Source organism: Beijerinckia sp. 28-YEA-48 (assembly GCF_900104955.1).
Taxonomy (GTDB): domain Bacteria; phylum Pseudomonadota; class Alphaproteobacteria; order Rhizobiales; family Beijerinckiaceae; genus Terripilifer.
Genome location: NZ_FNSI01000001.1, coordinates 4,842,288 through 4,860,236 on the forward strand (window position 1 = coordinate 4,842,288; position 17,949 = coordinate 4,860,236).

General features: G+C 62.2%; 21 protein-coding genes. 13 read left to right on the forward strand and 8 right to left on the reverse strand.

From position 1 onward, the window contains the following. Positions 1-31 precede the first annotated feature (31 nt). Positions 32-781, forward strand: a complete 750-nt coding sequence (locus BLW50_RS22660) for a sulfite exporter TauE/SafE family protein (protein ID WP_090706902.1) — start codon at positions 32-34, stop codon at positions 779-781. 108 nt (positions 782-889) lie between these two features. Here the strand turns inward: BLW50_RS22660 and BLW50_RS22665 are convergent, their stop codons facing one another. From BLW50_RS22665 to BLW50_RS22675, 3 genes are read right to left on the reverse strand one after another with little or no spacing between them, the layout of a single operon-like run. After that, the gene (locus tag BLW50_RS22665; RefSeq protein ID WP_090706904.1) at positions 890-1,867 is read right to left on the reverse strand and encodes a Bug family tripartite tricarboxylate transporter substrate binding protein; all 978 of its coding nucleotides are present in this window, start codon (positions 1,865-1,867) and stop codon (positions 890-892) included. A 42-nt stretch (positions 1,868-1,909) separates the two neighbouring features. After that, complete coding sequence (locus tag BLW50_RS22670) at positions 1,910-2,884, reverse strand: Bug family tripartite tricarboxylate transporter substrate binding protein (RefSeq protein ID WP_090706907.1); 975 nt, start codon at positions 2,882-2,884, stop codon at positions 1,910-1,912. A 14-nt stretch (positions 2,885-2,898) separates the two neighbouring features. Beyond that, a complete protein-coding gene (locus BLW50_RS22675; protein ID WP_090706910.1) occupies positions 2,899-3,792 on the reverse strand; it encodes an MBL fold metallo-hydrolase in 894 nt (297 codons plus the stop codon). A gap of 111 nt (positions 3,793-3,903) precedes the next feature. On the opposite strand from BLW50_RS22675, the gene BLW50_RS22680 reads away from it, so the two are divergent. Then, on the forward strand, positions 3,904-4,815 hold the full coding sequence (locus tag BLW50_RS22680) for a LysR substrate-binding domain-containing protein (protein WP_090706913.1): 912 nt from the start codon (positions 3,904-3,906) through the stop codon (positions 4,813-4,815). Here the strand turns inward: BLW50_RS22680 and BLW50_RS22685 are convergent. After that, positions 4,812-5,837: a LacI family DNA-binding transcriptional regulator gene (locus BLW50_RS22685; protein ID WP_090706915.1), complete on the reverse strand. Its 1,026-nt coding sequence runs from the start codon at positions 5,835-5,837 to the stop codon at positions 4,812-4,814. The genes BLW50_RS22680 and BLW50_RS22685 overlap by 4 nt on opposite strands. A 151-nt stretch (positions 5,838-5,988) precedes the next feature. On the opposite strand from BLW50_RS22685, the gene BLW50_RS22690 reads away from it, so the two are divergent. Continuing rightward, positions 5,989-6,639, forward strand: coding sequence for a carboxymuconolactone decarboxylase family protein (locus tag BLW50_RS22690; protein WP_090706918.1), 651 nt, complete (start codon positions 5,989-5,991; stop codon positions 6,637-6,639). Positions 6,640-6,845: 206 nt separating this feature from the next. On the opposite strand, the gene BLW50_RS22695 is transcribed toward BLW50_RS22690, so the two are convergent. Together BLW50_RS22695 and BLW50_RS22700 are read right to left on the reverse strand one after the other, a co-directional pair. Continuing rightward, entirely contained in the window at positions 6,846-7,727 is an 882-nt protein-coding gene (locus BLW50_RS22695) for a dihydrodipicolinate synthase family protein (RefSeq protein ID WP_090706920.1), read from the reverse strand. Positions 7,728-7,857: 130 nt separating this feature from the next. Then, positions 7,858-8,769 carry a LysR family transcriptional regulator gene (locus BLW50_RS22700; protein WP_090706922.1) on the reverse strand — a complete coding sequence of 304 codons (912 nt, stop codon included), beginning with the start codon at positions 8,767-8,769 and terminating at the stop codon, positions 7,858-7,860. Positions 8,770-8,949: 180 nt separating this feature from the next. On the opposite strand from BLW50_RS22700, the gene BLW50_RS22705 reads away from it, so the two are divergent. From BLW50_RS22705 to arsH, 10 genes are all read left to right on the forward strand, one after another. After that, on the forward strand, positions 8,950-10,380 hold the full coding sequence (locus tag BLW50_RS22705; RefSeq protein WP_090706925.1) for an NAD-dependent succinate-semialdehyde dehydrogenase: 1,431 nt from the start codon (positions 8,950-8,952) through the stop codon (positions 10,378-10,380). Between the two features lie 75 nt (positions 10,381-10,455). After that, entirely contained in the window at positions 10,456-11,751 is a 1,296-nt protein-coding gene (locus BLW50_RS22710) for a glutamate-5-semialdehyde dehydrogenase (protein WP_090706927.1), read from the forward strand. A gap of 82 nt (positions 11,752-11,833) precedes the next feature. After that, positions 11,834-12,022 (forward strand): type II toxin-antitoxin system HicA family toxin, encoded by a 189-nt coding sequence (locus tag BLW50_RS22715; protein ID WP_090706929.1) that lies wholly within the window; start codon positions 11,834-11,836, stop codon positions 12,020-12,022. 17 nt (positions 12,023-12,039) lie between these two features. Continuing rightward, positions 12,040-12,435, forward strand: coding sequence for a type II toxin-antitoxin system HicB family antitoxin (locus BLW50_RS22720; RefSeq protein WP_090706931.1), 396 nt, complete (start codon positions 12,040-12,042; stop codon positions 12,433-12,435). A 106-nt stretch (positions 12,436-12,541) separates the two neighbouring features. Further along, entirely contained in the window at positions 12,542-13,192 is a 651-nt protein-coding gene (locus tag BLW50_RS22725; protein WP_244544357.1) for a nicotinate-nucleotide adenylyltransferase, read from the forward strand. A gap of 62 nt (positions 13,193-13,254) precedes the next feature. Beyond that, positions 13,255-13,611: an ArsR/SmtB family transcription factor gene (locus tag BLW50_RS22730; protein ID WP_090706936.1), complete on the forward strand. Its 357-nt coding sequence runs from the start codon at positions 13,255-13,257 to the stop codon at positions 13,609-13,611. Then, entirely contained in the window at positions 13,604-14,131 is a 528-nt protein-coding gene (locus tag BLW50_RS22735; RefSeq protein WP_090706939.1) for an arsenate reductase ArsC, read from the forward strand. The genes BLW50_RS22730 and BLW50_RS22735 overlap by 8 nt, the downstream gene beginning before the upstream one ends. Then, on the forward strand, positions 14,131-14,556 hold the full coding sequence (gene arsC, locus BLW50_RS22740) for an arsenate reductase (glutaredoxin) (protein WP_090706942.1): 426 nt from the start codon (positions 14,131-14,133) through the stop codon (positions 14,554-14,556). The genes BLW50_RS22735 and arsC overlap by 1 nt, the downstream gene beginning before the upstream one ends. A 6-nt stretch (positions 14,557-14,562) precedes the next feature. After that, positions 14,563-15,621, forward strand: a complete 1,059-nt coding sequence (gene arsB, locus BLW50_RS22745) for an ACR3 family arsenite efflux transporter (protein WP_090706945.1) — start codon at positions 14,563-14,565, stop codon at positions 15,619-15,621. Continuing rightward, entirely contained in the window at positions 15,614-16,330 is a 717-nt protein-coding gene (gene arsH / locus BLW50_RS22750) for an arsenical resistance protein ArsH (RefSeq protein WP_090706948.1), read from the forward strand. The genes arsB and arsH overlap by 8 nt, the downstream gene beginning before the upstream one ends. Here the strand turns inward: arsH and BLW50_RS22755 are convergent. Next, positions 16,327-17,577 (reverse strand): MFS transporter, encoded by a 1,251-nt coding sequence (locus tag BLW50_RS22755; RefSeq protein WP_090706950.1) that lies wholly within the window; start codon positions 17,575-17,577, stop codon positions 16,327-16,329. The two genes, arsH and BLW50_RS22755, sit on opposite strands and share 4 nt — an antisense overlap. Continuing rightward, entirely contained in the window at positions 17,574-17,942 is a 369-nt protein-coding gene (locus BLW50_RS22760) for a hypothetical protein (protein ID WP_090706953.1), read from the reverse strand. Before BLW50_RS22760 ends, BLW50_RS22755 begins: the two co-directional genes overlap by 4 nt. Positions 17,943-17,949: the final 7 nt, after the last annotated feature.

The window sequence follows — 17,949 nt, forward strand, 5'->3', positions numbered from 1 at the left end:
AGGCTAACGCAGCCGCTAGGGACGGAGACGCATGACCACCTATCTCCTGCTATGTGCTGCGGGCTTTCTCGCCGGTGCGATGAACGCGCTGGCGGGCGGGGGCTCTTTCGTCACTTTGCCGGCTTTGATCGCCGCGGGCGTGCCCTCGGTCGCCGCCAATGCGTCGAGCACCGTGGCGTTGTGGCCGGGCGGTGCGGCCAGCGTCTGGGTCTATCGCAACGGGCTCGGTCAGGTGGCTGGCGTGCCGTTGCGGCCGACATTGTTGACGACGCTCATCGGCGGTCTTGTCGGCGCACTGCTGCTGCTATGGACGCCGTCGAGCTTGTTCGATCACGTGTTGCCCTGGCTGCTTCTCGTTGCCACCGTCATGCTGACCTTTGGGCCAAGGCTTGGGCCCTGGATGCGGCGGCATTTCTCCGCCGGCATCGTGACGATTCTGTCGATCCAGTTCATCCTGGGCGTCTATGGCGGCTATTTCGGCGGCGCCGTCGGCTTGATGATGCTGGCGGTGTGGAGCCTGCTCGATTCCGCCGACCTCAAGACGCTCAATCCATCGCGCGCCTTGATGACCACGGCGGCGAATACGATCGCCATGCTGGTCTTTGTGTTTTCAGGCATCGTCACTTGGCCGGAAACGGCGGTGATGGCGCTGGGGGCTCTGGCGGGCGGCTATGGCGGTGCCCATCTTGGACGTCGGTTGCCGCCGCAGATCGTGCGCGGCGGCACGATCCTGTTTGCCTGTGCCGTAACGGCGATGTTTTTCCTGCGGGCTTACAAGTGATTCAGGATTGTAGCGCTTTGCAGTTTGACGGGGCCGTCAAACGTCACAAAGACGCGTCAAAACAAAGACCACAGGCAAAATTGCGTTTCTATTGAAACGCAATTTGCTCTAGTCCGCGACCGCGAACTTGCCCTTGGCGACGATGTCTTTCCACATCGCGGCTTCCTTGATGCTGTTTTGCAGGAACTGTTGCGGCGTCTCGCCGCCGGGCAGGAAGCCCAGTTCGTCGAAGCGTTTCAGCACGGTCTTGTCCTGTAAGGCGGTGCGCGTCGCCGCATAGACGGCCTCGATCACCGCCGGCGGCGTGCCTTGCGGCGCGGCCAATCCCCACCAATTCTCCATCACATAGCCGGGCACGCCGCTTTCTCCGGCGGTCGGCAGATCAGGCACGTTGGGCAGACGTTTCTCAGCGGCGACAGCGAGCGCTTTCACCTGGCCGGATTCGACCAGGGAGCGGCCGACGCCCCAGCCGGCGAGATAGAGCTGGACGTCGTTTTGCACCACCGCCTGCAAAGCTTCCGGCGCGCCGCGAAACGGCACATGGGTGATCTCGATGCCAGTGAGCTGTTTCAACCGCTCGACCGCCAGATGCGGCGCTGTGCCCGCACTGGGTGAAGAATAATTGAGCTTGCCGGGGTTGGCTCTCGCATAAGCGATGAACTCGCCAAGCGTTTTCGCCGGCACCGACGGATGCGTGTACATGACCGAGGGAACAACGGCGACCCGGGTGATCAAGGCAAAGGCTTGCAGCGGATCGAGGCCTGATTTCGGCAGCATGAACTGGTTGATGACGAAATTGTTCGTCGCGCCCATCATCAGCGTATAGCCATCAGGGGCGGCGCTCGCGACCGCCTTGGCGCCGATCATGCCACCGCCACCGCCGCGCGCATCAATCACCAAGGGCCTGCCGAGCTGCTTCTCCATCACCTCGGAGAGAAGCCGGATGGTGACGTCGCCAGCACCTCCCGGCGCATAGGGCACGACGATCATGATGGGACGTTCTGGATAGGCGGCGAAACTTCGCGTCGAAATGAGAGGCGCGGCGGCGGCGATCGTCAGGAAAACACGGCGGCTGATCGCACTCATTGTATCTCTCCACGCTGGCTTTTCGATGCGAAAGCCTCTGTGTCAGTTGGTATTCGCGAACCCGCCCTTGGCGATAATGTCTTTCCACATTGTCGCTTCGGCGATGCTGTTGCGGGTGAATTGTTCGGGCGTCTCGCCGCCGACGAGCAAGCCGAGTTCATCGAATTTCTTCAATGCCGCTTTGTCTTGCAGGGCTTCCTGCAGTGCCGCCAGGATCAGATCAATCGTTGCGCGCGGCGTCCCCTTGGGTGCTGCAAGCCCCCACCAGTTGTCGGCAACAAATCCCGGCAGGCTTTCGATCGCGGTCGGAAGATCGGGAGCCTCCGCCAGGCGTTTCTCGGATGCTACCGCGAGGGCGCGGAGTTGACCGGCTTGCACGAGCGCACGGCCGGTTCCCCAGCCGCCAAGAAGAAGTTGAACGTCGTTTTGAACGACGCCCTGCAGCGCTTCCGGTCCGCCACGATAAGGGACATGCGCGATGTCGATGCCGGTGACCTGCTTCAGTCTCTCGACCGCGAGGTGCGGGGTCGTGCCAACGCCGGGTGAGGCATAGTTGAGTTTCCCCGGATTGGCCTTCGCATAAGCGATGAAATCGCCGAACGTTTGAATAGGCAGCGAGGGATTGGCGTAGATCACCGAGGGGACAATCGCCACCCGTGTAATCAGTTCAAACTGTTGCATGGGGTCGAACCCCGCCTTGGGCAGCATGAATTGATTGATGACGAAATTATTTGTCGCGCCCAGCAAAAGGGTGTGGCCGTCGGGGTCCGAGCCAGAAACCGCTTTAGCGCCGATCATGCCGCCGCCACCGCCGCGCGTATCGATGATCAGCGGTTTGCCAAGGCGCCTTTCCATGCTGCCGGCCAGAAAGCGCAGGATCGTGTCGCCCGTTCCGCCGGCGCCATATGGCACGATGATGGTAATCGGCCGCTCGGGGAAAGCGGCGAGCGCGCGGGTTGATAAGAGCGATGTGGCGAGGGTTGCGGAAAGAAATACACGACGGTCGAAGGATTTCATCGCAACCTCCCGCCTCAAAGATCGATCCGCATGAGATCGTGGGCGATCCGCAACGGACCTTTATAGGTGCTGCGGATTTCCTTCACGAAGGCATCGATCTGATGAGGCCCCATCAAATCGACCGGCAGATGTTTGCCCGCCGCGCGTTTGAGCACTGGCGATAGCGAATCGACGTGGCCGATATGGGTGGCGATCACTTCTTTCACGCCGCATTCGACCGCAAGCTTGCCCAGTTCAGCCGGGCTGGTGTGAGAAAAAGTGCCGACGGCCGATTTACGGCGATGTTCGATGAAGGCCTCGGTGAAGGTGCATTCGTGGATCAACAGATCCGCGCCTTTCGATATCTGGCGGATGCCTTCGCAGGGCGCGGTGTCGCCGCTGAAGGTGACGACCTTGCCTTCCGCCTCGATGCGGAAGCCGTAGCAGGGCGAAATCTCCACCGGGATGTGATCCATGAGCGCGGTGGTGACGCGAATGTCCTTGTCTTCGAAGACGAGGCCCTCGCCATATTCGTGCACGGCGGGGCGGATCGCTTCCATATTCGCTTGTCGTGCCGGGAAGGAGCTGCGGGCTCTAATATCGGCAGCGAAGGCGCCATTCTCGAACAGATGGCTGACCATGTCCTTGGTGCCGGCGGGGCCGTGCAGGTTGAGCGAACCGGTTTTGCTCAAGATCCATTGCGAGATGACGAAGAAGGGCAGCTCACAGACGTGGTCGTGATGCAGATGGGTGAGGAAGAGATCGCCGACATCGGCCGGATTGACGTCGACGCGCATCAGCTGGCGCGTTGCGCCATGGCCGCAGTCGAGCATCAGATGGCGGCCGTTGTCGAGGGTGACGAGAATCGAGGTATGGCCACGGTCAGGGTCGGGCAAAGCCGCGCCGGTTCCAAGCATCACGATCCGCATCTCTTATCCTCCGTTATGGGCGCAGTATGAAACGGCGCCATGATAAGAGAAGATGGATTTTTGGCATCATATGATAACTAATAGGAATATTATTTCGGGCGGAGGTTTGGGATGATTTCGTCGCTGCGCATGCGCCACCTAGAGGTCGTGCTCGCTGTCGCCCAAGCGGGCTCGATGCAGCGCGCCGCCCAGCGCGTGCGGCTGACCCAGCCGGCGATCTCCAAGCTGATCGGCGAAATAGAATCGATCCTGGGGGCGGTGCTGTTCACGCGCAGCAAGCGCGGCGTTGTCCTCACTGAAAGTGGTGTGGCCTTCGTCGGCCGGGCCGAGGCTCTGCTCAACGATGTCGAGCAATCGCGCAGTGAGGCGGTGGCGATCAGCAAGGGGCAGCGCGGCCTCTTGCGCATCGGCATGTTGTCGGTGGCCGAAGGCGATATCTTGCCGAAGAGCCTGCTCGCTATGCAAAAGATCGCGCCGGGTCTGCGTGTGCGCATCGAGGAGGGCACCTATGCGGCGCTGCTCGACGCGCTGCAGCGCGGCGAACTCGATTGTGTCATCGGCCGTCTTGAAACGGGGCTCAGCCAAGTCGACGTGCAGACTGTTGCGCTCACCCATCCGGCGCCGAGCCTTGTCGCGCGCGCCGGCCATCCGCTGGCGCGGCGCAAGCGCGTGGGCCTGGAAGATCTGGTTGAATGGCCCTGGGTGCTGCCGCGCGGCAATGCGCCCGTGCGTGTGGCCATCGACAAGATCTTCATTCAGGCGGGCCTGCTGCCACCGCTGCCTTTGGTTGAATCGACGTCGATCCGGTTGAACTACGAGCTTTTGAGCCAATCCGACATGATCGGCGTGATGACTGCGGATGCCACGGCCGACTATGTGGCGCGGCGCAAGCTTGTGGTCTTGCCGCTCGCCATCGGCGCACTGCTGCCGCCGATCAGCGTCATGCAGCGCGCCGGCCAGCGCTCGAATGTCATGAGCCTGTTTCTCGATGTGTTGAAGAAGGTCGGTGCTAACCTGGCTTAAGGTGCTGCCGTCGATTGGCGGGCAATGAACTGCGGGCGCAGCAGAATGTCGCCGGGCATGTCTTCGCCGGCGATGCGGGCGAGCAGGATGCGCGAGGCTTCCAGCCCCATGTCGCGCTGATGGATGCGCACCGTGCTGAGTGGCGGCGACACCACGTCCATGAACGGTGAATCGTTATAGCCGGTGATCGAGACGTCACGCGGGCAGACGATGCCCTGTTGCGCGAAGACGTCATAACAGCCAAGCGCGATCATGTCGTTGGCGGCGACGATGGCGGTGAGGCCGGGGTTTTGTGCGAGTAGGGTGATGCAGGCCTTGCGGCCTTCTTCGCGCGAGAAAGACTCGGCGGTGACGACCGGACGTTTTGCCTCGGGGATCGACAGTTCGGCGCAGGCGAGCAGAAAGCCATTGAGGCGCGCGGCGCCGGTCGAGAGCGAAGCCGGCCCGGCGATATGGCCGATGTGGCGATGGCCAAGACCAGTGAGATGGCGCACGGCGAGGCCGATGCCGCGAATGTCGTCGCTGAGCACGGCTGGGGCGCGGCCGAATTCATCGGTGCGGTTCATCAGCACGATCGGTGCTGGGCCCTGTAGCCATTCGTCGAGGATCGGATCGCGCAAGGTGGCCGATGCGATGATCAGGCCGTCGACTTGGCGCTCCATCATGCCGGCGAGGATGCGGCGATGGCGCTCGGGATCGTTGGCCGAATTGGCGACGATGGTCATGTAGCCCTCCTTCAGGAGGTTGTGCTCGATGCCTTCGAGAATGGGCGGAAACAACAGGCTCGCCATGTCGGGCACGACGACCCCGACAACGCCGGAGCGTTTGGTGCGCAGGCTGGAGGCGAGCGAATTGGGCCGATAGCCGAGGCTGCGCGCCGTCTCGACAATGCGGGCGGCGATCTGTGGCTTGACCAGAGTGCGGGTGGCTGGGTTGAGCGCCCGCGAGACGGTCGAAAAATGCACCCCGGTCGCTATGGCGACATCCTTGAGGGTGACAGGGCTTTTCGGCTGGGCGGACATGGTTTGGGGCCCGGAAGGCGAGAGGCTACAAACGTTTGTATCTTATTTCGCCAGGAACCCAATGGGCAATTGACAAAACCTGGGGATATAGGCGTATATTCTCATTACAAACGTTTGCAATGATAGCCGTTTGAAACCCAGGGAGGCCCTCATGGCGCCACGTATCAGCTATGTCGAACCCGCTACCATGACCGATGCGGCGATGTTGCAGGAGCTTGACCGCTGCCGGCGTGAAGGCACGCCGCGGCCGGAGAGCCAGGCGATCCGCGCCCATGTGCCGGCGGCTTTCTGGTCCTTCGCCAACACCTGGCAGACCGTGTTCCGCGAAGGTGTGGCCGATCACAACATCAAGGAATTGTGCCGGGTCTACGTGTCGCGTTCGGTGCTGTGCGAATATTGCGGCAATCAGCGCTCGGTGAAATCGGCCAAGGCCGGGCTGGAAGAAGCCGACTACAAGGACCTGATCAACTTCGAGAGTTCGTCGCGCTATGACGATCGGCAGAAGGCGGCGCTCGCCTATGCCGAATGCATCACCTGGGATCTGCCGTCCACCGACACATTGTGGGAACGGCTGCGCGCCCATTTCAGCGAGCCGGAACTCGTCGAGATTGGTTATTTCGTCGCTATCACCATGGGCCAGCAGCGCTGGTTGCGCACCTTGAACATCGAACACCATCAGGTGCTATCGGGCACCGATGCATCGATGGCGCCGGGCTTCGAGACGATGGACGATCTCGCCCGCTCGAAGGCCGATGCCAACTACTGGGCGAAGTCAAAAGCGGCGCCGAAGTCGGCTGCTTAGCAGGCTGATGCGTGGCATACCGTAGCGTTTTACCACGCGCCCCTGGGTCCCGGATCGCGCTTTCAGCGCGTCCGGGATGACACCAAGGTGCCGACCTGTTCTTCAACGTTCGTCATTTCTCCGCAGCCTCCGTGTCATCCCGGACACGCGTAGCGTGATCCGGGATCCAGGGGCAAAGGGGTGAATGTTTGATCGATACGCCGCTCTTACAGTTTCGCGATGTTCTCCAAGACCTCTGCGACAGCCTTGCGTTCGTTGCCCGCTAGCGCGCGCTGCGGCGCGATCGGATTGCCGACCTGATAGCCCTGGATCTCGAGCCCGGCCTTGATGCAGGCGGCGAGATTGAACTTGGCGAAGGCCTCGTTCAGTGCCCATAGGTCGCGCTGCAGCCGTGCGGCTTCGTCCCATCGGCCGGCGACGCAAAGATCATAGAGTTTCACGCTCTGTCGCGGCGCCAGACAGGCGGGGCCGGAGAGCCAGCCTTTGCCGCCGATCATCATCACGCTTGTCACGAGATGCGAAGACGCAGCGAAAATATCGAGACGATCCTGGCAGCGGCGCGCCACGGTCAGGAGCTGGCCGGTGTTGGTCGAAGCATCTTTCAAGGCGACGATGTTGTCGTGACGGGAGAGCTGCTCCAGCACCTTCAGGCTGAGGTGGGTGCGCTGAAAATTTGGATTGGTGTAGATGATCACCGGAATGTCGATGGCCGAGGCGACCGAGGTGAAATAGTCGATGACCTGGGCTTCATCGAGCGGGAAGTAAGATTCCAGGACGAGCAAGATGCCGTTGGCGCGCAGGGCTTGATAGCGTTTGGCTTGCCGGATCGCGTCATCCGTGCTCAGCGCCGCCACGCCAGGGATGACAGGAACGCGGTTCCGCGCCGCCTCGATCGTGGCCGTGACCACACGCTCGCGCTGAGCCTCGCTGAGGTAAGGATATTCGCCGGTGCTGCCGAGGGGTGTCAGGCCATGCACGCCCGACTTAATCAGGTCATCGCATAATTGACCGAGGACCGAGGTGCGTATGGTTCCGTCGGCGTCGATCGGCGTGACGAGGTAAGGCATCACGCCCTTGAAGAAACTCATGTCCAAATCCTGGAGCTGTCGATGGCTCGTTGCGAGCGATTCTGCAGCGACAGTCTCGGCCAACGAGCGATCGCATCAAGGTGCGATCGCTTATGGATTTATAACTCTGAGGTTGGACAAGAGTGACAGGTCATCCGGCGTTTGGCGGGAAGAGGCTACTCTTTTGCGCGCGTAACAGGCGCAGGAATGACATGGCCGCCGGCGACAGGGCGCGTGTTTCCGAATAGATGATCGAGACATCGCGGCGCACGTCCGGATTCGTCAGCGGTTTGGCGAGCACGCCAAAAGCCTGCGCGAAACGCCAAGTGTAGGACGGCAGAACCGCGATGCCGAGATCGGCGGCGACCATCATCACCGCCGTTGTCACCTGCGACACTTCATGGGCCGGCTTCACGGATAGGCCAAGGGACTCGTAGGCGTGGTCGAGCAGAAAGCGCAGGCGGCTTTCGCGCGTCAATGTGATCAGATCTTCCGAGGGGATATCGGACCAGTCCAGGCTCTTTTTGGCGGCGACGGGCGAAGACGGCGCGCACCAGGCCATCATGCTGTCCTGAAATAGCAATTCGTGGCGCACGCCCTGTTGCTCATCGGGAAAGGTGCCGATGCCGCAATCGGCATCGCCGCGCCGCACGCGATCGACGATCAGTTCAGGCGCGATGTCGAGGACGACGACCTCGATGCGCGGAAACTTGCGTTTGTACTGCTGGATCGCCTGCGGGACGATCATCGCGGCGAGCAGCGGCGGCGCGGCGATGACCAGCCGCCCGCGCTTGCGGTGCGCCAGCTCCCGGGTGTTATGAACCGCATGTTCCAGATCTTCGATCAGGCGGTCCACGGCCTGTAGAAATTCGCGGCCGGCGGCGGTCAGTTCGACACGGCGGGTGGTGCGGTCGAAGAGCCGGGCGTCGAGCTCCTCCTCGAGTTCGCGGACGATCTGCGACAGCGCCGGCTGCGCCAGCCCCAGGCGCTGGGCCGCTGCCGTGAACGTGCCGGCTTCCGCCACTGCTTTGAAACCATAAAGTTGGCGAAGGGTAATATTCATCAGCTCTGATTATAAATTGAGACGCGTTTCTTATCTTGCAGAGGGCGGCGCAACCAAGCAAGACAATTTCAAAGCCGCGAAAGTCGCCGTATAGGTCTGCTTCACGCCCTTGTTCACGTTCTTGCCATACGCATTTGCTTTCCGCTTCCGGCCCTGCCCGGTTGTCTCGTCGAGGTTCCCATGACGCGTTATCCTGATCTGCAACTCTACATCGGTGGCTCCTGGCGCAAGACCAAGCGGTCGCAGCCCGTGATCAACCCGGCCGACGAAAGCGTCATCGGCGAAGTGCCGCTGGTCGATCAGTCTGATCTCGACGATGCGCTGCAGGCCGCGGCCGAGGGTTTCAAAGTGTGGCGCAAGGTGGCGCCGCGCGTGCGTGGCGAGATCATGCTGAAGGCGGCGGCTCTGATGCGGGCCCGCGCCGATGAGATTGGCACCTCGATCACGCTCGAACACGGCAAGCCCTTCCCACAGGCGAAGTTGGAAGTGATCCGTGGCGCCGAATTCTTCGAATGGGATGCGGCCGAAGGCCAGCGCACCTATGGCCATGTCATTCCGAGCGAGCCGGGCATCAAATACATGACCCTGCATCAGCCGATCGGCATGGTCGCGGCGTTCTCGCCGTGGAACTTTCCGATGAGCCAGCCGTGCCGCAAGATCGCTGGCGCGCTGGCATCGGGCTGCTCGATCATCATCAAGGCAGCCGAAGAAACACCGGCGGGCGCCCTGCATGTTGCGCGTGCGCTCCATGATGCCGGCCTGCCGCCGGGCGTGCTGAACCTGGTGTTTGGCGTACCGGCCGAAGTGTCGAGCTATCTCATTCCGCAAGAGCAGACACGGCTGATCGCCTTCACTGGTTCGACGGCGGTTGGCAAGCATCTGACGGGCTTGGCCGCGCAGCATATGAAGCCGGTGCTGATGGAACTTGGCGGCCATGCGCCGGTCATCGTTTGCGACGATGTCGATCCGATCGAAGCGGCGATCACCTCGGTGTCGCGCAAGATGCGCAATGCCGGCCAGGTCTGCACCTCGCCGACGCGCTTCTATGTGCAGGAGCCGATCTACAACGCTTTCACCAAGGCGTTCGCCGAGCATGCGAAGAAGATCGTCGTCGGCAATGGTTTCGATGCGGGCGTTGAAATGGGCCCCGTCGCCAACCACCGCCGCATCGAGGCGATGGAAATGCTGGTCGCAGATGCCAAGGCCAAGGGCGCGCGCCTGCTCGCCGGCGGCGACCGCATCGGCAATAGTGGCTATTTCTTCGCGCCGACCGTGCTGGCGGATCTGCCCGACGATGCGCGCGTCATGCGCGAAGAGCCGTTCGGACCGCTGGCGGTGATCAATCCGGTGAAGACGCTGGATGAGGCGATCGAAAAGGCCAATGCCCTGCCGTTCGGCCTGGCCGCCTATGCCTTCACCCGCTCGTCGCACAATGCCGATCAGATCATGGACCGGGTCGAGGCTGGCAATGTCTCGATCAACACCCTGGAAGCCTCGGTGGCGGAAGTGCCGTTCGGCGGCGTCAAGGACAGCGGCTATGGCCGGGAAGGCGGCGCCGAAGGCCTGTCGCACTACACCGTCGTTAAAACCGTCTCGCATCGTATGATGTAAGCGCCGGGCTGGCTCGCGCGGGGGAGATACCCCCGCGGGTGGCGTGGCGGCGGCGCTGATGTTATAGGCACGCCCATGAACAGCCACGTCCAGCCCGCCGTTTCCGAGATCGCTAACGTGCCTGCCCTGATGGCAGGCCTGGGCGCCAACGCCCGCGCGGCCGCCCATGCCCTAGGCTTGGCCAGCACGCAGACCAAGAACCTGGCTTTAACCCAGGCGGCCACGGCGCTGCGCCGCGACGTCGACAAGATCATCGTCGCCAACCGCGTCGATATGGAGGCCGCGACCAAGGCTGGCGTGTCGAAGGCCAATCTCGACCGGCTGATGCTTGATGTCGGTCGCGTCGAAGCCATGGCGCGCGGTCTTGATGAAATCGCCGAACTGCCCGATCCCGTCGGCCGGTTGCTCGCCACCTTCGAGCGGCCGAACGGATTGAAGATCGAACGCATCGCCACGCCGCTTGGTGTCGTCGGCGTCATCTACGAGAGCCGCCCCAATGTGACGGCCGATGCCGGCGCGCTGTGCCTGAAGGCGGGCAATGCGGCGATCCTGCGCGGCGGCTCCGACAGCTTCCATTCTTCTCGTGCCATTCACGCGTGCCTGGTCGAAGGTCTCAGCGCGGCGGGTCTGCCTGAGGCCGCGATCCAGATCGTGCCGACGACGGATCGTGCCGCAGTTGGCGAGATGCTCAAAGGACTTAATGGCGCGATCGATGTGATCGTGCCGCGCGGTGGCAAGTCACTTGTCGCGCGCGTGCAGGACGAAGCGCGCGTGCCGGTGTTCGCGCATCTGGAGGGCATCGTGCATATGTATGTGCACGACAAGGCGAAACTCGACATGGCGCTGGAGCTGCTGCGCAACGGCAAGCTGCGCCGCACGGGTGTTTGCGGCGCGACCGAGACCTTGCTGATCGATCGTCGGGTGGCGCAAAGCCATGGCCCGGCACTGGTGAAAATGCTGCTCGATCTGGGCTGCGAAGTGCGCGGCGACGACACTTTGCGCACCGCCGATCCACGCGTCAGCGCTGCCACCGAACAGGATTGGTCGACCGAATATCTCGACGCGATCATCTCGGCGAAAGTGGTCGACGGGGTCGATGCCGCCATCGCCCATATCGAGCGCTATGGTTCGCATCACACCGATTGCATCATCACCGAAGATCAGGCGGCGGCCGACCGCTTCCTGCGCGAGGTCGATTCCGCCATCGTGCTGCACAATGCCTCGACGCAATTCGCCGACGGCGGCGAATTCGGTTTCGGCGCCGAAATCGGCATCGCTACCGGCCGCATGCACGCGCGGGGGCCGGTTGGTCTCGAACAGCTGACCTCGTTCAAATACCGCATCCACGGCGCCGGCCAGATCCGGCCCTGAGAACAGCCATCGCGGATTGAATTTTACACACTCATACACATTTACCTGTTGAGCCTGCCTATTTTTGTGTAATAATACACAAATGGACAGCCGTGAGATCATACGCCGGCTTACGGCCGATGGGTGGGTGCAGGTCGCCCAGGTCGGTAGTCACATCCAATTTAAACATCCGGTGAAGCCTGGCCGCTGCACGGTTCCGCATCCGAAAAAGGATATTCCGATCGGGACACTCAAAAGCATCGAGAAGCAGGCAGGGATCAGGCTTCGCTAGCCGGGCAGGAGGTTTTCATGAACCAGTATATCGCCATCATCCATAAGGATGCCGAGAGCGACTACGGCGTCAGCTTTCCCGATCTGCCCGGATGCATCACTGCCGGTAGCACGCTGGAAGAAGCGCGGGCGATGGCGCAAGAGGCGCTGGAACTGCATCTGCGTGGCCTCATGGAGGATGGCGAGGATATTCCCGCGCCGTCGACGCTTGACCAGATCGTCGCGTCGGGCGCAACGGCCGATGGTCTTGCCGTCATCACGCTGGCCGTCCCGATCGCGCCCAAAACTGTGCGCGTGAATATCTCGTTGCCTGAAGTGCTGCTCGCAGAAATTGATCGGCACGCGGAGGCAGAGGGCTATACGCGATCGGGCTTCATCGCCCAGGCGGCGAAGCGGGCCATGGAGAAGGCTTGATCTTTTCGACTGCGGCACGGCGCCTCTTGCGCGAGCCTCGCGGCCGGCGGTAAATATGTTCCAAATGAGCATAATGGCACCTGGAGGCGGCGATCCTCCCGATCGCGTGACAGAACTCGCTCTTGCGCGGGTGCAGCTTCCGATTCCGGGGCGGGTTCCCGCGCGCCTGCCGCCGCATGCGCCGGGCCAGCGCATTGGCCTGTTCGGTGGCTCGTTCAATCCGCCCCATGACGGTCACCGGCTGGTCAGCACCACGGCGCTGAAACGGCTGCGGCTCGATGCGGTCTGGTGGCTGGTGACGCCTGGCAATCCTCTGAAGGAAAACAGTGGCTTGCCGCCGCTCGCCACGCGTATCGCGGCGGCCCAGGCTGTCGCCGCCCATCCGCGCATCATCGTCACCGGCGTCGAGGCGGAGATCGGCACACGCTACACTTACGACACGGTGCGCTATCTGACGGCGCGCTGCCCGGCGGTGCGTTTCGTCTGGCTGATGGGGGCCGACAATCTGGTTGGTTTTCATCGCTGGCAACGCTGGCAGGAGATCGCCTCGCTCGTGCCGATCGCGGTGATCGACCGGCCGCAATCGACCCTGACCGGCGCGCACAGCCGCGCCGCCGCCTGGCTGGCGCCGCATCGGATCGACGAAGGCAACAGCTCGATCCTGCCCGATCTGAAGCCGCCGGCCTTTACCTTTCTGCACGGCCCGCGCTCGGATCTCTCCTCCACGGCGCTGCGCGCGGCAGGGCGGACGCTCTAGAGTAATCGGCTGTTTCCAGGTTCCGGCTTGCCAAAGACCAATATATCGATTATTCTCGATATATGGATGAAAAGCTCGCCCTTGATGCCTTTGCGGCGCTCGCCCAGCCGACCCGGCTGGAGACCTTTCGCCTGCTTGTGACGCGTGAGCCGGAAGGCGTGCCGGCCGGTGAACTGGCGCGCCTGATCGACGTTCCGCAAAACACCCTATCGTCGCATCTGGCGATCCTGGCGCGCGCCGATCTGATCATTGGCGAACGGCAAAGCCGCTCCATCCTCTATCGCGCCAACCTCGAAGGGCTGCGCAACCTGATGCTATTTTTGCTCAAGGACTGCTGCAACGGCCGAGCCGAGTTGTGCGTTCCTCTCTTCGCGGAACTCTCTTCCTGTTGTCCATCTGTGGAGATGTCTCATGAGTGATCGCGTCTTCAATGTTTTGTTTCTGTGCACGGGCAATAGCGCCCGTTCGGTCTTGGCCGAGTCCATCCTGCGCAAGGAAGGGCTGGGGCGTTTCAAGGCCTATTCGGCGGGTAGCCAGCCGAAAGGCGAGGTCAATCCGTTCGCCATCAAAGTGCTGCAAGCGCTCAACTATCCCACGAACGATCTGCGTTCGAAAAATTGGGACGAATTTGCCCAGCCGGATGCGCCAGTGATGGATTTCGTTTTCACCGTTTGTGACAACGCCGCCGGCGAAGCCTGTCCGGTTTGGCCCGGTCAGCCGATGACCGCGCATTGGGGCATCGAAGATCCGGCTGCGGCCGAAGGCACCGATATTGAAAAGGAGGCCGCTTTCGTCGCCGCGGCCCGCTATATGAAGAACCGTATTCTGGCCTTCGCCAATCTGCCGCTCGCCAGCCTGGACAATCTGACCACGGCGGCGCGGTTGCGGGAGATTGGCCATCAGGATGGCACGTCGCGCCGGCGGCCGGAGGTGGCGTAGTGGACGTCATCATCTATCACAACCCGGCCTGCGAAACCTCGCGCAACACTCTGGCGATGATCCGCAATGCCGGCATTGAGCCGCATGTCATCGAATATCTGAAGACACCACCGACACGCCACTTGCTGATAGACCTGCTGCGGCGTGCGGATTTAAGCGTGCGTGACATTCTGCGCGAGAAGGGAACGCCGTTCCACGAGTTACGGCTCGGCGACAAAACGCTCGCTGACGCTGCGCTGCTCGACGCGATCGAGGCGCATCCGATTCTGATGAACCGGCCGATCGTCGTTTCGCCTAAGGGGGTGCGGCTTTGCCGCCCCTCCGAAACCGTGCTCGACTTGTTGCCGCCGCAGCGCGGCGAATTGTTCAAGGAAAATGGCGAACGGGTTGTCGATGAGCATGGTCGCCGCGTGGCGACAGCGTGAGCCGCCATGTCCTTCTTTGAACGCTATCTGACGCTTTGGGTGGCTCTGTGCATTGTCGCTGGCATTGCGCTTGGCCAGGTCATGCCTGGCGCTTTCGCTGCTGTCTCGGCGATGGAGATCGCCAACGTCAATCTGCCGGTCGCCATTCTGTTATGGCTGATGATCGTGCCAATGCTGCTAAAGATCGATTTCGGCGCCCTGGGCGGCGTGCGTGAACATTGGCGCGGTGTCGGCGTGACGCTCTTCGTTAATTGGGCGGTGAAGCCGTTTTCGATGGCGCTGCTCGGCGCTTTGTTCATAGGCCATCTTTTTGCGCCACTGCTGCCGGCCGACCAGATCTCGTCTTATATCGCCGGCCTCATTCTGCTTGCCGCAGCACCCTGCACGGCGATGGTGTTCGTCTGGTCCAATCTGTGCGAAGGCGAGCCGCATTTCACCTTGAGCCAGGTCGCCTTGAACGACGTGCTGATGGTGTTTCTCTTTGCGCCATTGGTCGGGCTTCTGCTCGGCGTCGCTTCGATCACCGTGCCCTGGGCGACGCTGTTGCTGTCCGTGCTGCTCTACATCGTCGTGCCGGTGATTGTTGCGCAGTTGTGGCGGCGATCCCTGGTGGCGGCCGGTCCGGATGTTTTGAAGCGCACGCTGGCGCGCTTGCAGCCCGTTTCCCTTGTCGCGCTGCTGGCGGCCTTGATCCTGCTGTTTGGCTTTCAGGGTCAGCAGATCATGGCGCAGCCGATGATTATCGCGTTGCTGGCGGTGCCGATCCTTATTCAGGTCTATCTCAATGCCGGTCTGGCCTATTGGCTGAGCCGGCGCCTCGGCGTGGCCTGGTGTGTCGCCGCGCCGGCGGCTCTCATCGGCGCGAGCAATTTCTTCGAATTGTCTGTGGCTGCGGCGATCAGTCTGTTCGGATTGAACTCCGGCGCGGCGCTGGCCACCGTTGTCGGCGTGCTGGTGGAAGTGCCGGTGATGCTGTCGGTCGTGCGGATCGTGAAGGCGACGCGGCCTTGGTATGAGGAAGGGGCAGGAGTGGCGGCAAAACCAGAAGTGACATCGCATGGTTGATCTGTCGGGCCTCCCCAATCTTGATCCGGAAATCTTCGCACCCGTTGACGCAAAGGCCTTAAGCAGCGGTGCATTCGCTCATGCGCCGCGCATTCTGCTGCTTTATGGCTCCGCGCGCCCGCGCTCCTATAGCCGTCTTGCCACCTTGGAAGCCGCCAGGCTGCTGCGGGCGTTTGGCGCCGAAACCCGCATTTTCGATCCGTCCGGCTTGCCGCTGCCGGACGACGCGCTACCCTCCCATCCCAAGGTGCAGGAGTTGCGTGATCTTTCGACCTGGTCGGAGGGGCAGGTCTGGTGTTCGCCGGAGCGCCATGGGTCCATGACTGGGATTATGAAAGCGCAGATCGATTGGATTCCCCTCTCGATCGGCGCCGTGCGGCCGACCCAGGGCAAGACCCTGGCGGTGATGCAGGTGAGCGGCGGCTCGCAATCCTTCAATGCGGTCAATCAGCTGCGCGTGCTTGGCCGCTGGATGCGAATGGTGACCATTCCCAATCAATCCTCGGTCGCCAAGGCTTATCAGGAATTTGGCGAAGACGACCGGATGCGGCCCTCGCCCTATTACGATCGTATCGTCGATGTGATGGAAGAACTCGTGAAGTTCACGTTGTTGACGCGGGAACGCTCGTCCTATCTCACTTCGCGCTATAGCGAGCGGAAAGAGGCTGCGGACAGGCTCTCCGAACGGATGAGCCTGAACGCGATCTAGGCCGCTTGTCTTGGCATGGCCTCATGCAATTCCTTGCGGCCCAGCGACGTCAGAATCTGCAAGGTGGCGACGACGGCGATAGCCGACAGCGCGGTGGCGAGGCCAAAGAGCTGGCCGTAGCCGAGGAGATCGGCGATCTTGCCCGACAGCATCGAGCCTAAGAGATAGACGATCAGCTGCGCGCAGGCGAGAATGGTGAAATCGGTGCCGGGTTGTTCCGAGGATGTCACCGACATGAACAGCGAATACAGCGCGACGATTTCCATATAGCGGATCAGCGTCTGGAAGCCGGCGGCGCCAAACAGCGGCAGGGTGCCGGTGACCAGGCCGAAGGCATGGGCGGCGAAGAGCGCGAAACAGAGCGTGCGCAACAGGCCGAGCAAGCCGAGCGTTGTGGCGGTGCCGAAGCGCTTGACCAACACTGCGGCGATCACCGAGCCGGCGAGCCCGGCGGTCGTCGCCGAAATGCCGGAGAGATAGCCGATCTGGTCGAGCGGCACGCCGGCATCGACGAGATAGGGCCCTTCCATCGCTTTCACCAAGCCTTCGCTGACGCGATAGATCAAAGCGATCCACAGTATCTGGCGCACTTCGGGGCGGCGCAGGAAAGCCATGATCGAGGGGCGGGGCGCAAGTGCTGGCGCCACCGGATCGCTCTCGCGCATGGCGAAGGCGGCGATCAGCGGCAGCAATGAAAAGGCGGCGATGACGAGCAGCATCACCGTCCAGCCGGCATGATGATAGAGCAACAGGCCAAAGGTGCCGCCGATGACGACACCGAAGGCGATCGAGCCGCCTTGAATGGCATTGCCGATGGCGCGGTCTTCTGGCGGCAGATATTTCGCCGCATAGCCATCGGTCGCGATGTCTTGTGTTGAGATCAGCAGCGAGGCGACGAAGCCGACAGCGACAATGCCCATGACATGGGTGGGGCCAAGCGGCAGCATCGCCAGGATGCAGGCGATGACGCCGGCCTGCGTAACGATGATCCAGCCGGCGCGATGGGCCCTGGCGAAGGGGCGCAGACGATCGACATAGGGCGCCCAGAGGAATTTCAGCACCAGCGGCAGGAAGAGCACGCTCATATAGCCGATGGATGTGCGCGACACGCCGAGCTCGCGCATGATCGGCGGCAATGCTGCGACGATAAGATAGGACGGGATCGATTGCGCCAGATAAAGCCCGCCGAGCACGACGAACAGCCGCATGCGGCCGATCGGGCGAACGGGCGTGGTGAGTGCGCTCATGTCATCGCCATATGTTGCGCGAGAAAGGCGCGGGCTGCGGCCTCGTCGGCGGTTGCGGTGAGGGGCATCGGCCAGAGTTTGCGGAAGGTCTCGGCCATTTTCTCAGTGGCGCCAGGGCGCACGATGGCGATGGCCTTGCAGTGTTGGGCGAAGCGCGCGCGCGTTGCCTTGAACCACAAAGCCTGTTCGCGCTCGCCCGCCTGCGACAGGTGGCCGCCGCCGGCGAAGATGGTGAGCAGGACGAAGTCGCCGTCATAGCGGCCTATCTCAACGAGCGCGTCGAGATAGGCGCGCTCGTCGGTATCGGCGTAAGGCGGCAGGTAGCGCAGGATCTGCCAGCCGCCTTGTTGTTGGAGCGTGACCATTGTTGTC

What these genes read in the sequence shown, in the direction of transcription:
- BLW50_RS22660 (WP_090706902.1), top strand. Translation starts at nt 32, where the DNA reads ATGACCACCTATCTCCTGCTATGTGCTGCGGGCTTTCTCGCCGGTGCG.
- BLW50_RS22665 (WP_090706904.1), bottom strand. Translation starts at nt 1,867, where the DNA reads ATGAGTGCGATCAGCCGCCGTGTTTTCCTGACGATCGCCGCCGCCGCG.
- BLW50_RS22670 (WP_090706907.1), bottom strand. Translation starts at nt 2,884, where the DNA reads ATGAAATCCTTCGACCGTCGTGTATTTCTTTCCGCAACCCTCGCCACA.
- BLW50_RS22675 (WP_090706910.1), bottom strand. Translation starts at nt 3,792, where the DNA reads ATGCGGATCGTGATGCTTGGAACCGGCGCGGCTTTGCCCGACCCTGAC.
- BLW50_RS22680 (WP_090706913.1), top strand. Translation starts at nt 3,904, where the DNA reads ATGATTTCGTCGCTGCGCATGCGCCACCTAGAGGTCGTGCTCGCTGTC.
- BLW50_RS22685 (WP_090706915.1), bottom strand. Translation starts at nt 5,837, where the DNA reads ATGTCCGCCCAGCCGAAAAGCCCTGTCACCCTCAAGGATGTCGCCATA.
- BLW50_RS22690 (WP_090706918.1), top strand. Translation starts at nt 5,989, where the DNA reads ATGGCGCCACGTATCAGCTATGTCGAACCCGCTACCATGACCGATGCG.
- BLW50_RS22695 (WP_090706920.1), bottom strand. Translation starts at nt 7,727, where the DNA reads ATGAGTTTCTTCAAGGGCGTGATGCCTTACCTCGTCACGCCGATCGAC.
- BLW50_RS22700 (WP_090706922.1), bottom strand. Translation starts at nt 8,769, where the DNA reads ATGAATATTACCCTTCGCCAACTTTATGGTTTCAAAGCAGTGGCGGAA.
- BLW50_RS22705 (WP_090706925.1), top strand. Translation starts at nt 8,950, where the DNA reads ATGACGCGTTATCCTGATCTGCAACTCTACATCGGTGGCTCCTGGCGC.
- BLW50_RS22710 (WP_090706927.1), top strand. Translation starts at nt 10,456, where the DNA reads ATGAACAGCCACGTCCAGCCCGCCGTTTCCGAGATCGCTAACGTGCCT.
- BLW50_RS22715 (WP_090706929.1), top strand. Translation starts at nt 11,834, where the DNA reads ATGGACAGCCGTGAGATCATACGCCGGCTTACGGCCGATGGGTGGGTG.
- BLW50_RS22720 (WP_090706931.1), top strand. Translation starts at nt 12,040, where the DNA reads ATGAACCAGTATATCGCCATCATCCATAAGGATGCCGAGAGCGACTAC.
- BLW50_RS22730 (WP_090706936.1), top strand. Translation starts at nt 13,255, where the DNA reads ATGGATGAAAAGCTCGCCCTTGATGCCTTTGCGGCGCTCGCCCAGCCG.
- BLW50_RS22735 (WP_090706939.1), top strand. Translation starts at nt 13,604, where the DNA reads ATGAGTGATCGCGTCTTCAATGTTTTGTTTCTGTGCACGGGCAATAGC.
- arsB (WP_090706945.1), top strand. Translation starts at nt 14,563, where the DNA reads ATGTCCTTCTTTGAACGCTATCTGACGCTTTGGGTGGCTCTGTGCATT.
- arsH (WP_090706948.1), top strand. Translation starts at nt 15,614, where the DNA reads ATGGTTGATCTGTCGGGCCTCCCCAATCTTGATCCGGAAATCTTCGCA.
- BLW50_RS22755 (WP_090706950.1), bottom strand. Translation starts at nt 17,577, where the DNA reads ATGAGCGCACTCACCACGCCCGTTCGCCCGATCGGCCGCATGCGGCTG.
- BLW50_RS22760 (WP_090706953.1), bottom strand. Translation starts at nt 17,942, where the DNA reads ATGGTCACGCTCCAACAACAAGGCGGCTGGCAGATCCTGCGCTACCTG.